Origin of the sequence: Rhodoplanes roseus (assembly GCF_003258865.1) — a bacterium.
GTDB classification, from domain to species: Bacteria; Pseudomonadota; Alphaproteobacteria; order Rhizobiales; family Xanthobacteraceae; genus Rhodoplanes; species Rhodoplanes roseus.
Genome location: NZ_NPEX01000022.1, coordinates 28,009 through 39,730, shown reverse-complemented (window position 1 = coordinate 39,730; position 11,722 = coordinate 28,009). Strand labels below are relative to the sequence as shown.

11 protein-coding genes are annotated in these 11,722 nt (G+C 70.2%); 2 read left to right on the top strand and 9 right to left on the bottom strand.

Going from position 1 to position 11,722, the window contains the following annotated elements:
- Positions 1 to 55: 55 nt before the first annotated feature.
- The 6 genes from CH341_RS05405 to CH341_RS34075 all read right to left on the bottom strand — a co-directional run bounded on the left by CH341_RS05405 (position 56) and on the right by CH341_RS34075 (position 7,549).
- Positions 56 to 358 carry a DUF1330 domain-containing protein gene (locus CH341_RS05405; RefSeq protein WP_111418009.1) on the bottom strand — a complete coding sequence of 101 codons (303 nt, stop codon included), beginning with the start codon at positions 356 to 358 and terminating at the stop codon, positions 56 to 58.
- A 206-nt stretch (positions 359 to 564) separates the two neighbouring features.
- Positions 565 to 1,272: an orotidine-5'-phosphate decarboxylase gene (gene pyrF, locus CH341_RS05400; protein WP_111418008.1), complete on the bottom strand. Its 708-nt coding sequence runs from the start codon at positions 1,270 to 1,272 to the stop codon at positions 565 to 567.
- A gap of 284 nt (positions 1,273 to 1,556) precedes the next feature.
- Positions 1,557 to 2,159: a class I SAM-dependent methyltransferase gene (locus tag CH341_RS05395; RefSeq protein ID WP_111418007.1), complete on the bottom strand. Its 603-nt coding sequence runs from the start codon at positions 2,157 to 2,159 to the stop codon at positions 1,557 to 1,559.
- A gap of 151 nt (positions 2,160 to 2,310) precedes the next feature.
- A complete protein-coding gene (gene dnaJ, locus CH341_RS05390) occupies positions 2,311 to 3,426 on the bottom strand; it encodes a molecular chaperone DnaJ (protein ID WP_111418006.1) in 1,116 nt (371 codons plus the stop codon).
- A gap of 184 nt (positions 3,427 to 3,610) precedes the next feature.
- Positions 3,611 to 5,527 carry a molecular chaperone DnaK gene (gene dnaK, locus CH341_RS05385; protein ID WP_111418005.1) on the bottom strand — a complete coding sequence of 639 codons (1,917 nt, stop codon included), beginning with the start codon at positions 5,525 to 5,527 and terminating at the stop codon, positions 3,611 to 3,613.
- Positions 5,528 to 5,740: 213 nt separating this feature from the next.
- Complete coding sequence (locus CH341_RS34075) at positions 5,741 to 7,549, bottom strand: hypothetical protein (RefSeq protein ID WP_170149483.1); 1,809 nt, start codon at positions 7,547 to 7,549, stop codon at positions 5,741 to 5,743.
- A 204-nt stretch (positions 7,550 to 7,753) separates the two neighbouring features.
- Here CH341_RS34075 and CH341_RS05375 point away from each other — a divergent pair, with 204 nt between their 5' ends.
- Both CH341_RS05375 and CH341_RS05370 read left to right on the top strand, forming a co-directional pair.
- Positions 7,754 to 8,266 (top strand): GtrA family protein, encoded by a 513-nt coding sequence (locus CH341_RS05375; protein WP_111418004.1) that lies wholly within the window; start codon positions 7,754 to 7,756, stop codon positions 8,264 to 8,266.
- Positions 8,263 to 9,789: an NAD(P)/FAD-dependent oxidoreductase gene (locus CH341_RS05370; protein WP_111418003.1), complete on the top strand. Its 1,527-nt coding sequence runs from the start codon at positions 8,263 to 8,265 to the stop codon at positions 9,787 to 9,789. The genes CH341_RS05375 and CH341_RS05370 overlap by 4 nt, the downstream gene beginning before the upstream one ends.
- Positions 9,790 to 9,925: 136 nt before the next feature.
- On the opposite strand, the gene CH341_RS05365 is transcribed toward CH341_RS05370, so the two are convergent.
- The 3 genes from CH341_RS05365 to CH341_RS05360 all read right to left on the bottom strand — a co-directional run bounded on the left by CH341_RS05365 (position 9,926) and on the right by CH341_RS05360 (position 11,721).
- The gene (locus CH341_RS05365; protein WP_111418002.1) at positions 9,926 to 10,528 is read right to left on the bottom strand and encodes an SCO family protein; all 603 of its coding nucleotides are present in this window, start codon (positions 10,526 to 10,528) and stop codon (positions 9,926 to 9,928) included.
- Positions 10,529 to 10,556: 28 nt separating this feature from the next.
- On the bottom strand, positions 10,557 to 10,727 hold the full coding sequence (locus CH341_RS34070; RefSeq protein WP_170149482.1) for a hypothetical protein: 171 nt from the start codon (positions 10,725 to 10,727) through the stop codon (positions 10,557 to 10,559).
- A gap of 169 nt (positions 10,728 to 10,896) precedes the next feature.
- Entirely contained in the window at positions 10,897 to 11,721 is an 825-nt protein-coding gene (locus tag CH341_RS05360) for an SGNH/GDSL hydrolase family protein (RefSeq protein WP_111418001.1), read from the bottom strand.
- Position 11,722 lies beyond the last annotated feature (1 nt).

Below are 11,722 nucleotides of genomic sequence, written 5' to 3'. Positions count from 1 at the left end.
CCCTCCCCCTTCAGGGGAGGGTGGCACGCTGCAGGGGAGGAGTGGCACGGAGCGACTACGGCTGTGGGCCGTCGTAGCCTTCGACTATGACGAGGTCGCCGTCCGAGGCTTTTGCGCGCAATGCCTGGGCGGCGGCGTATTCGGGCGAGCGGTAGCAGGCGAGCGCCGTGTCGTAGTCGGCGAACTCGATGACCACCTGGCGGCTGCGCGCCGTGCCTTCGGGCGCCTCGAAGCGGCCGGCCCGCACCAGGAATTTCGCCCCGTACTTGGCGAAGGCCTTCGCGTTGGCGGCCACATAGGCCTTGTAGGCCTCGGGATCGGTGACGTCGACGCGGGCGATCCAATAGGCCTTCGGCATGCTTGCACCTGTCTGGCTGAACAACGATCGGTTCCGCTGCGACGCCACGGGAAAGACCTCGTGTCCCGGGCGCGGCGCATCGCGCCGCGAACCGGGATCCAGGGGCGATCAGGCGAGATCGTTCCGTGGCGCCCCTGGGCCCCGGCTCTGCGGCGCATCAGGCCCACGGCCTGACGCGCCTTGTCCGGGGCACGCCGCCTGGCAACTCACACCTGCTCGTTGGCGGCGGCTTCGACCTCGGCCACGATGGCGTCGGCGGCGGCCCGCGGGTTCTCGGCCGCGACGATCGGCCGGCCGACCACCAGATAGTCGGCACCGGCCAGAATCGCGTCGCGCGGCGTCTTCACCCGCTTCTGGTCGCCCGTCGCCGTGCCGCTCGGGCGGATGCCCGGCGTCACCAGCACCATGCCGTGGCCGATGTTCGGGCGCAGCATCGCGGCCTCCTCGGCCGAGCAGACGAGCCCGTCGACGCCGATGTCGTGCGCCTGCGCGGCCCGCTCGGCGACCAGCTCCGGTACCGTGAAGTCGTAGCCGGCGGCGGCGAGGTCGGCGTCGTCGTAGGAGGTCAGCACCGTCACGGCCAGGATGCGCAGGTTGGAGTCGCCGCGGCCCACCACGGCGGCCTTCATGGTCTGCGGATAGGCGTGCACGGTGAGAAACGTCGCGCCCAGCCGGGCGATGCTCTCGACGCCCTTCTCCACCGTGTTGCCGATGTCGTGCAGCTTGAGGTCGATGAAGACGCGCCGCCCGGTGAAGATGAGCTTCTCGGCGAGCGCCAGCCCGCCCGCGAAGGCGAGCTGGTAGCCGATCTTGTAGAACGTGACGCTCTCGCCGAGCTGCCCGATGACGGCTTCGGCGGCGTCGACGCTCGGCAGATCGAGGGCGACGATCAGGCGATCGCGCGGGTGTTCCACGGCAGTTCCCTCTCCGCAAGAGACGCGAACTTAAAGCTATCTGTCGGCGCTGGACCTCTCTCCGCCCTCACCCTGAGGAGGCTGCGAAGCAGCCGTCTCGAAGGGTGGGGGTGGCCCCCATGGTTCGAGACGCGGCCTGCGGCCGCTCCTCACCATGAGGGGGCGAAGTCAATGCCGAGCGCACGGGAGTCGACGACGAATCCGGCGCGCGGAAAAGTGGTCTCGGCCGAGGCCGGAGGCAAGACCATTTTGTCTGGGAAGGTGAAGACGGGCGCGGCCGGGCTTCAGCCCCGCCGGTAGACCCACACGCGCGCCGGCGGCAGGTTGAGCCAGATGCGCTCGGACGCCTCGGTGCGCACCCGGGCGAGCGAGCGCGGGATCGGCGGCACCACCGAATAGGTGAACTGGATGAAGGGCGAGCCCGGCCGCAGCAGGCCGAACGCCTCGGTGATCAGGCGCAGGCGGGTGCGCAGCGGCTTGGTCACCAGCGGCAGCCCGGACACCACGGCCGAGACCTCACCATGCAGATAGTCGCCGAACAGCCGGCGCAGCCGGTAGGCGTCGCCCTGGATCACGGTCGCGGCCGGATAGCGGGCGCGCAGCAGGCGGCAGAAATTGGAGTTGAACTCGACCAGAACCAGGCGGGATTCGTCCACGCCGTGCTCGACCAGAGCTTCCGTGATGGCGCCGGTGCCGGGGCCGAGCTCGATCACCTTGCCCTGGGCTTCGGGGTCGACGAAGTTCGCCATGGCGCGGGCGAGCGGCTTGCCCGACGGCATGACGGCGCCCATCGCCAGAGGTTTCTCGATCCACGACCGGATGAACCTTACATCGTCGTCGATGCGAAGGCCCTTCCTGGCAGTGCCCACAGCTGACTGAAACGGCATCTCGAACAACGTGGCTGCGACGCGGCAAATTGCTGGTCACGGAAACGTCACGGGTAAAGGTCTAAGGCCTCCGGGTCAACCCCGATCACGTCGCTGCGCCGCAGCAGATCGCGCTGCGCCGCCGTAGCCGGGCTGCGGCGGGCGCCGCGCCCTAGGTCTTGTTCCCGAAGAACTCCTTGACCTTGCCGAAGAACCCGGCCGACTCCGGATGCGTCGCGGTGGAGGACAGCTTCTCGAACTCGACCAGCAGCTCGCGCTGCCGCTTGGTGAGGCTCTGCGGGGTCTCGACCACCACCTGGACGTACATGTCGCCCATCTGCTTGGAGCGGAGCACCGGCATGCCCTTGCCGGAGAGGCGGAAGCGGCGGCCCGACTGGGTGCCGTCCGGCACCTTCACCTTGGTCTTGCCGCCGTCGATGGTCGGCACCTCGAAGTCGCCGCCCAGCGCCGCCGTCACCATCGAGATGGGGACCCGGCAGTGCAGGTCGGCGCCGTCGCGCTGGAAGAAGGCGTGCGGCGTGATCGACAGGAAGATGTAGAGGTCGCCGGCCGGCCCGCCGCGCACGCCCGCCTCGCCCTCGCTGGCGAGCCGGATGCGGGTGCCGTCCTCGACGCCGGGCGGGATGTTGACCGACAGGGTGCGCTCGCGGGTGACGCGGCCGGCGCCGGCGCAGGCCGGGCACGGATCGTCGATCACCTGGCCGCGGCCGTGGCAGGCCGGGCAGGTCCGCTCGAGCGTGAAGAAGCCCTGGGCGTGGCGGATCTTTCCGTGGCCGCCGCAGGTGGCGCAGGCCTTCGGCTTGGTGCCGGCCTTGGCGCCGGTGCCTGAGCAGACCTCGCACGTCACCGAGGTCGGGATGCGGACCGGGGCGACCTTGCCGTGATACGATTCCTCGAGCGTGATCTCCATGTTGTAGCGGAGATCGGCGCCGCGCTCGCGGCCGGAGCCGCGGGCCCGCCCGCGCATGCCGAAGAAGTCGTCGAAGATGTCGGCGAACGTCGAGGCGAAGTCGGCCCCGAAGCCTGGGCCGCCGGCGCCCTGCTCGAAGGCGGCGTGGCCGAAGCGGTCGTAGGCGGCCCGCTTGTCGGGGTCCTTGAGGACCTCGTAGGCCTCGTTGACCTCCTTGAACTTGTGCTCGCACTCGCCGTCGCCCGGATTGCGGTCCGGGTGAAACTTCATGGCGAGCTTACGATAGGCGGACTTGAGGTCGGACTCGCTGGCGCCGCGCTGGACTCCGAGCACCTCGTAATAGTCGCGCTTGGACATTCAGCCGGTCCCCCACGCACGAAAAACCCTCTCCCCGTCCGGGAGAGGGTCCAGAGTGAACATCAGCGAGCGAGGCGGGTGACGGGAGACGCTCGACATCGAGACAATGAGAGACGTTCGACCACCAGAATGAACTCCCCGCCCGGCGTCCGTGCGCATCACGCCCGGACGCCGCCCCGAGGCATCACGCGCTCTTCTTGTTCTTCTTGTCGTCGTCGACCTCGGTGAACTCCGCGTCGACCACGTCTTCCTTCTTGGCGCCGCCGGTGGCGCCCGGCTCGCCGCCGTCACCCTCCTGCGACTGCTTGTACATCGCCTCGCCGAGCTTCATCGAGGCCTGGGCCAGGGTATTGGTCCGGGTCCGGATCGCCTCGGCGTCGTCGCCCTTGAGGGCCTCGCGGAGATCCGAGAGGGCGTCCTCGATGGCGCGACGCTCGGTCTCGCCGACCTTGGAGCCGTGCTCGGCGAGCGCCTTCTCGGTCGAGTGGACCAGCGCCTCGCCGTGGTTCTTGGCTTCCACCGCGGCCTTGCGCTTCTTGTCGTCCTCGGAATGCGCCTCGGCATCCTTCACCATGCGCTCGATGTCGCCCTGCGACAGGCCACCCGACGCCTGGATGCGGATCTGCTGCTCCTTGGCGGTCGCCTTGTCCTTGGCCGACACGTTGACGATGCCGTTGGCGTCGATGTCGAACGACACCTCGATCTGCGGCACGCCGCGCGGCGCCGGCGGGATGCCCATCAGATCGAACTGGCCGAGCATCTTGTTGTCGGCCGCCATCTCGCGCTCACCCTGGAAGACCCGGATGGTGACGGCGTTCTGGTTGTCCTCCGCGGTCGAGAACACCTGGCTCTTCTTGGTCGGGATCGTGGTGTTGCGGTCGATGATGCGGGTGAACACGCCGCCCAGCGTCTCGATGCCGAGCGACAGCGGGGTCACGTCCAGCAGCAGCACGTCCTTGACGTCGCCCTGCAGCACGCCGGCCTGCACCGAGGCGCCGATCGCCACCACCTCGTCCGGGTTGACGCCCTTGTGGGGCTCACGGCCGAAGAACTGACGCACCACCTCCTGGACCTTCGGCATGCGCGTCATGCCGCCGACCAGCACCACCTCGTTGATCTCGGCCGCCGACAGGCCGGCGTCCTTGAGGGCGAGCCGGCACGGCTCGACGGTCTTCTGGATCAGGTCGTCGACCAGCGCCTCGAACTTGGCGCGGGTCAGCTTCATGGTCAGGTGCTTGGGGCCCGACGCGTCGGCCGTGATGTAGGGCAGGTTGATCTCGGTCTGGGCCGTCGAGGAGAGCTCGATCTTGGCGGTCTCGGCCGCCTCCTTCAGGCGCTGCAGCGCGAGCTTGTCGCGGCGCAGGTCGATGCCCTGCTCCTTCTGGAACTCGTCGGCCAGGTAGTTGACCAGCCGCATGTCGAAGTCTTCGCCGCCCAGGAACGTGTCGCCGTTCGTGGACTTCACCTCGAACACGCCGTCGCCGATCTCAAGGATCGAGATGTCGAAGGTGCCGCCGCCGAGGTCGTAGACCGCGATGGTGCCCTGCTTCTGCTTGTCGAGGCCGTAGGCGAGCGCCGCCGCGGTCGGCTCGTTGATGATGCGCAGCACCTCGAGGCCGGCGATGCGGCCGGCGTCCTTGGTGGCCTGGCGCTGGGCGTCGTTGAAGTAGGCCGGGACCGTGATGACGGCCTGGGTGACCTTCTGGCCCAGATACGACTCCGCCGTCTCCTTCATCTTCTGCAGCGTGAAGGCGGAGATCTGCGACGGCGAATAGGTCTTGCCGTCCGCCTCGACCCAGGCGTCGCCGTTGGAGGCGCGCACGATCTTGTAGGGGACGAGCTTCTTGTCCTTCTCCACCATCGGGTCGTCGTAGCGACGGCCGATGAGGCGCTTCACGGCGAAGAACGTCCGCTCCGGATTGGTGACTGCCTGGCGCTTGGCCGGCTGGCCGACCAGCCGCTCGCCCTCGTCCGTGAACGCGACGATCGACGGGGTGGTGTTCTTGCCTTCCGAATTCTCGATGACCTTCGGCGTCTTGCCTTCCATCACGGCGACGCAAGAGTTGGTCGTGCCGAGGTCGATGCCGATGACCTTGCCCATTGTCCTTGTCCTTTCTTCGCAGCAGGCCGGCCGAGCCTGAACAGCACCCGGAAGCGATTACAGGCCTCGTGCCTGCAAGTGCCTTGGGTCCGGCCCCTTGGAAATAACGGCAACCGCTCCTGAGAACGGGTTCAAACGGTCATATAGGAGGGCCCTCATAGGCCGCAAGGCGGACATTTCGAAAACACCGCCACAGTCTTGCGTAGGGTTTCCTCAACGGCCGGCCTGCGGCCCGGTCTCCATCCGGTAGACCGCGAGCGGGGCTGCGTCCCCACTCGCGCCGGTATCGGCACCCTGCCCCACCGGGACCAGCCAGTCCGGAGGCCGCCCGGCGGCGAGCCGGGCCTCCAGCCCGTCCGGCGCCCGGTCGGCGACGGCCGGGGCGGTCCGGCAGACCGCCAGATAGGTGACCGGCGCGCCGCTCGCCAGCCCGTCCAGGACCGGCCGCGCCGCCTCGGGGGGAAGGCGAAACAACCGGTCGGTCGCCAGGATCGCCCGCGAGAGGCGGTGGTACGGGCCGCCCAGCACCGCATGCGGCGTCAGCGCCAGGACGAACGGACCGTAGTCGATGGCGGTGACCACCAGGCCGGGCGGCAGGGCCGCCAGGGCGCGATAGCTCGCATCGGTGAGGCAGGCCCGGGCGCTGGCACCCGGTGCCGGCTCGTCGCCCGGACCCGCCACGGCTCGGGTCAGGGAGGCCGCCAGGACCCCGGCGACGGCCGGCGCGAGTAGCACGGCGGCCGCCACCCGCAGCGACAGGCGGGCGTTGCCGAGCCCGGCCAAGGCGGCCGCGACGACCGGCATCCCGAACCAAGTCGCGTAGACGTAGAGCTTGGCATTGCCGAGCGTGAGCAGGGCCGCGAGGACCATGGCGGCGGCCGTGGCGGCGAAGCCGAAGTCCCGCCGGCGCGACGGATGTCGGGCCAGGCCGGCGGCCGCGACCAGGGCGATCAGCGGGAACGCCGCGACCGTCGCGGCGATCGCGGGCGTCACCCGCGCCATGATCGGGAACGGCTGGCTCTCCTTCACGTGGTCGAGCCAGATCGCCCCGACGGCCGGGTCCATCATGGCGAAGGGCCCGCGCCGGCAGGCCGGCTCGATCGCCAGCGACAGTGCGGCGACGGCCAGGCCCAGGACCCCGACGGCGACCAGCCGTCCGGTCCGCCCGGCCGGCGCCAGCAGGCCCGTCGCGGCGAGTCCGAGGCCGGCGGCGACGACCGGCAGCGCCGTGTTGAGGGCCAGGGCGTCGCAGGCCGTCACGCCCCAGCGGGCCGGCGCGATGGTGCCGACGAAGGCCGCCGCCGTGCCGCCGGCCAGCGCCAGCCCGTAGACCGACAGGGCCGCGGCGGCCGCGTGGCCCGGCTCCCGGTCGAGGCAGAAGCGCAGCGCCATGGCGGCCCCGCACAGGGCGATGACGGCGAGGCTCTCGAAGCCGATGGCCAGCGCCAGCGCCGAGAGAAGGCCTGCGGCCGCCGCGGCCCACGGCCGGCGGTCCGACCAGGTGGTGGCGGCCAGCGCCAGCACGGCGAGCGTGATCTGGACGTTGTGGTGATCGATCCGGCCGGGCACGAACTGCTGGAACGCCGGCAGGCCGAGCACCAGGAGGAGCGCGGCGGGCGCCAGCGCGGCCGGCCCGGCGAGCCGCAGCGACAGCAGCAGCACGCCGGCCATGGCGGGGACGAGCCACAGCAGCGGCCAGAGCGTCCGCATCAATCGCTCGGCCAGCGCCGGCTCCGCCACGAGCGAGAGCCCGCGCAAAAGCCCGGCGAGGCCGGCATCGATCAGCCGCGACCAGTGGGTGTCGTAGCCGGCCGGCGGGTCGATCCGCGGCTCGTGCAGGTCGAACCAGCCCTGGCCGCCCAGGTAGGCCCGCAGCTCGACCAGCCGCATGGCGTCGTCGGTGTCGGCCAGGATGTCGGCCGTGCCGGCCCAGTACAGCACCAGGAGCTGCGCCGCGACGGCGAGCCAGGCGAGGCCGAGCAGCACCGCGAAATTTTCGACGGGGGTCGCAGCGCGGGACATCGGCGGCTCGCGGGGGCTCGATCGGCTCCGCCAGTACTGCCGTGGGTCCGTTGACGATCCATTAAGCCTTACCGAATTCGAGCGAAATTCCGCCGGTTCTCGACTCCGGCCATTAAGGATCGCGGGGGAAAACTGGGGACCACGAGACCCGGCGGAGCGTCCAACCGCGCCCGTCGGATCGGCTCTGCGTGGGGACGGGTGGGCATGACGGCGGCAGGCAACGAGCTCGACGCGGGCGCGATCGGCGCGACCGGTCCGGTCGCTGCGACGCCGTCCGGCAGGCCCGGAGTCACGGCCCGGCTGCTCGGCCGCATTCCGCGCCCGCTGCGCTTCCTGGGCGTCGGGGCGATCGGCCTCCTCACCGATCTCGCCGTGTTCACGGCGATCCCGCAACATCTAACGCATCCGCTGCGGGTACGCCTCGTGTCGCTCGCCGTCGCGACGCTGGTGACCTGGCAGCTCAACCGCCTCGTCACGTTCCAGAAGAGCGGCCGCCGCGCCCATGCCGAGGCGGTGCGCTACGCCGTCGTCACCGCGGTGGCGCAGGGCACGAGCTACGCCGTCTTCGCCGTTCTGGTCCTCACCGTCCTGGGCTTCCTGCCGCAGGCCGCCACCGTGATCGGGGCGGCGATCGCGGCGGCCGTCTCCTACAACGGGCATCGGCTCTACGCCTTCGCGCCGATCGCCGCCTCGCGTTCCGGAGTGATCGAATCATGACGTCCCGACCGACCAGCACCCACACCGACGTGTTCGTGATCGGCGCCGGCCCGGCCGGGCTCACGGCCGCCTATTGCCTGAGCAAGCACACCCCGAGCGTGATCGTCATCGAGAAGGACCCGGTCCAGGTCGGCGGCATCAGCCGAACCGTGCAGCACGGCGACTTCATGTTCGACATCGGCGGGCACCGCTTCTTCTCCAAGTCCAAGGAGGTGGTCGACCTCTGGAACGAGATCCTGCCGGACGACTTCATCGAGCGGCCGCGGCTGTCGCGCATCTTCTACGGCGGCAAGTTCTACTCCTATCCGCTCAATGCCACCGAGGCGCTGCGCAATCTCGGCGTGGTCGAGAGCGCGGCCTGCGTGCTGTCCTACCTGAAGGCGCGCGCGACCCCGATACACGGGCCGAAGACGTTCCACGAGTGGGTGCGCAACCAGTTCGGCGAGCGGCTGTTCTCGATCTTCTTCAAGACCTACACCGAGAAGGTGTGGGGCATGTCGTGCGACGAGATCTCGGCCGACTGGGCGGCCCAGCGCATCAAGGGGCTCGACCTCAAGGTCGCGGTGATCCACGCGCTGAAGCGCTCGATGGGCGGGAGCAAGCCGAAGCCGGCGGCGGCCGGCGAGCTGGTGGTGAAGACGCTCATCGAGACCTTCCGGTACCCGCGAAAAGGCCCGGGCATGATGTGGGACGCGGCGGCGCGAAAAATCCGCGAGCGCGGCGCGCAGGTGCTGATGGGCCGCGACCTCGTCTCGCTCGCCTACGATCCGCGGCGCGAGCTCTGGGACGTCGAGGTGGCGACGGCCGACGGCCCCGAGCACTACACCGCCTGGCACGTGATCAGCTCCGCCCCGCTCGCCGAGCTGGTCGACAAGATCCGGCCGCGGCCGATCTCGACGTTCCACGCCCGCGCCCTGCGCTATCGCGACTTCCTCACCGTCGCCCTGATGGTCGACAAGCCGGATCTGTTCCCGGACAACTGGATCTACATCCACGATCCGTCCGTGAAGGTCGGCCGCGTGCAGAACTTCCGCTCCTGGTCGCCCGAGATGGTGCCGGCCGGCCGCACCTGCCTGGGCCTCGAATATTTCTGCTTCGAGGGCGACGGCGTGTGGACGGCTCCGGACGACGAGCTGATCGCGCTGGCGACCCGCGAGGTGGAGAAGATCGGCCTCGTCACGGCGGCCGACGTGACGGGCGGCTGCGTGGTGCGCCAGCCCAAGGCCTATCCGGTCTACGACGACGCCTACCGGGACAATGTCGCGACCATCCGGCGCGACCTCGAGCTCGGCTGCCCGAACCTGCATCTCGTCGGCCGCAACGGGATGCACAAGTACAACAACCAGGACCACGCCATGATGACGGCGATGCTCACGGCGGAGAACATCCTGTCCGGCGAGCAGCGCTGGAACGTGTGGAACGTCAACGAGGACGCCGAGTATCACGAGGCCGGCCGCGAGGGTGTCCGCGCGGCGCTGGCGAGCGAGCGCCAGGTCCCGAAGAAGGTCTCGGACGCGGCGTAGACCGCGCGGTGGCGCCCCGGGCCGGTCATGCCCGGCCTTGTGCCGGGCATCCACGGCCTGACAGCGTCGCGACCGTCGACGACGTGGATGGCCGGGACGAGCCCGGCCATGACAGCGTTGTGGGCTGTCCCGTCTCCTAAAAATACTTCTTCAGATCCGCGGCGGCCTCTTCGGGCGCGCGCTTGATGTTGAAGGGGGCGACGAACTTGCCCTGCTTGTCCATCAGATAGACGATGGCGGTGTGGTCCATGGTGTAGTCGCCGGCTTCCAGCGGGACCTTGCGGTAGTAGACCCGGAAGGTCTTGGCGACCGCCGCGATCTCCTCCGGCGTGCCGGTGACGCCGCGAAGCTGCGGGTCGAAGCTGCCGAGATAATCCTTCAGCACGGCCGGTGTGTCGCGTTCGGGATCGACCGAGACGAACAGCACGGCGGTGCGCGCCGCGTCGGGCCCCAGCGCCCGCAGCAGCTCGGAGGCTTCGAACAGCGCCGTCGGGCACACGTCCGGGCAGTGCGTGAAGCCGAAGAACATCAGGAACGGCTTGCCGCGCAGGTCCGTGTCGGAGATCGGCTTGCCGTCCTGGTCGGTGAGGCGGAACGGCCCGCCCACCGCCGAGGCGGTGGCGACCTGGCTGGCGCCGCCGAGCCGGCCGGTCACGACCAGCACGAGGCCGAGGCAGAGCAGCAGTCCGATCGAGAAAGCGCCGGCCAGAAGGCCAAGCCGCGAGGCGCGTGAGGCCAAGGTGGTCGTCTCCTTCGCAAGCAGGCGGTCAGAAGCAGGCGGAGATGCCGGCCAGAACGACCTCGTAGAACACGGCCGAGCCCAGCGCGGCCCACAGCGCCAGCGTCCCGCCGATCAGCACCGTCACGGCCGCCACCAGGGCGACCACGACGGCGCGCGGCGGGCCCGCCACGACGGCGGGGGCGGAGAGGTCGGTCATCCTGGTTCCGGACATCGGACACCCTCGCGGGCCGGCCCGGCCGGTGGGTGTGTCCGGCCGCGACCTTGGGCCATGCAGATAGGCCGATCGAAGCCGTCCGCCAAGTGCGGCAGCGGGGCGGCGATCGCTACGGCCGTGGCCGGGACGGTTCCGCCGCCCGGCGCTCGGCTCAGGGCGCCGGCCGACCGGCCGGGCGAACCGGAGGACCCGCCGTGACCGTGGTGGCGGGCCGGGTCGCGGCCTCGCTGATGGCGTCCGCCATCAGCCGGCCGAAGCAGGCATAGCTCCAGTCGTTCATGTGCAGCCCGTCGGGCCCGACGAAGACGTCGACCGGGATGTTCTCGGTCTCGTGCCAGCGCTTCATCACGGCGAAGCGGGGGAACAGGTCGGCGTGGCCGGCCCGCGCCATGGTGGCGAGCAGCGCGACCATCTCGGCCGCCTGCGGCTTGGCCAGCACCGAGGGGGCGTATTGCGGGTCGATCAGGACGACGTCGACGCCCGCCGCCCGCAGGCGCGTCACGCCCTCGGTCACCAGGCCGCGGACCTCGTCGAGCGACAGGCCGCGCAGCAGCGCATTCGTCCCGGTCTGCCAGAGCACCAGGTCGGGCTTCTCGGCCATGACCGTGGCCTCGAAGCGGGCCAGCATCTCCTGGACGTCCTCACCGTTGACGCCGCGATTGAGCACCCTGATCGGCTGGCCCGGCAGCGTCTGCTGCAGGCGGGCGGCCATCCGGTTCGGATAGGAGGCATCGGCCGAGCTCGCGCCCGCCCCCGCCGTGGAGGACGAGCCCAGCGCCACGATGGTGAGGGGCTGGCGCCGGGCGATCTTGTCGGCCGTGCGGACCAGCGGATCGGCGAAGCGGGTCAGGTCCGACTGCGAGCGGCAGGGCGGCCCCCCGTCCGATGCGGACGCTGGTGCGATGAAACCGAGGGAGGATGCGAGGACGGCGGCCAGCCCGAGAGCCGACGCCCGGAGGGAGAGCGAAACCTTCATG

Coding starts and splice junctions, on each gene's coding strand:
- CH341_RS05375 (WP_111418004.1), top strand. CDS start 7,754: ATGACGGCGGCAGGCAACGAGCTCGACGCGGGCGCGATCGGCGCGACC.
- CH341_RS34070 (WP_170149482.1), bottom strand. CDS start 10,727: ATGACCGACCTCTCCGCCCCCGCCGTCGTGGCGGGCCCGCCGCGCGCC.
- dnaK (WP_111418005.1), bottom strand. CDS start 5,527: ATGGGCAAGGTCATCGGCATCGACCTCGGCACGACCAACTCTTGCGTC.
- dnaJ (WP_111418006.1), bottom strand. CDS start 3,426: ATGTCCAAGCGCGACTATTACGAGGTGCTCGGAGTCCAGCGCGGCGCC.
- CH341_RS05360 (WP_111418001.1), bottom strand. CDS start 11,721: ATGAAGGTTTCGCTCTCCCTCCGGGCGTCGGCTCTCGGGCTGGCCGCC.
- CH341_RS05370 (WP_111418003.1), top strand. CDS start 8,263: ATGACGTCCCGACCGACCAGCACCCACACCGACGTGTTCGTGATCGGC.
- CH341_RS34075 (WP_170149483.1), bottom strand. CDS start 7,549: ATGTCCCGCGCTGCGACCCCCGTCGAAAATTTCGCGGTGCTGCTCGGC.
- CH341_RS05405 (WP_111418009.1), bottom strand. CDS start 358: ATGCCGAAGGCCTATTGGATCGCCCGCGTCGACGTCACCGATCCCGAG.
- CH341_RS05395 (WP_111418007.1), bottom strand. CDS start 2,159: ATGCCGTTTCAGTCAGCTGTGGGCACTGCCAGGAAGGGCCTTCGCATC.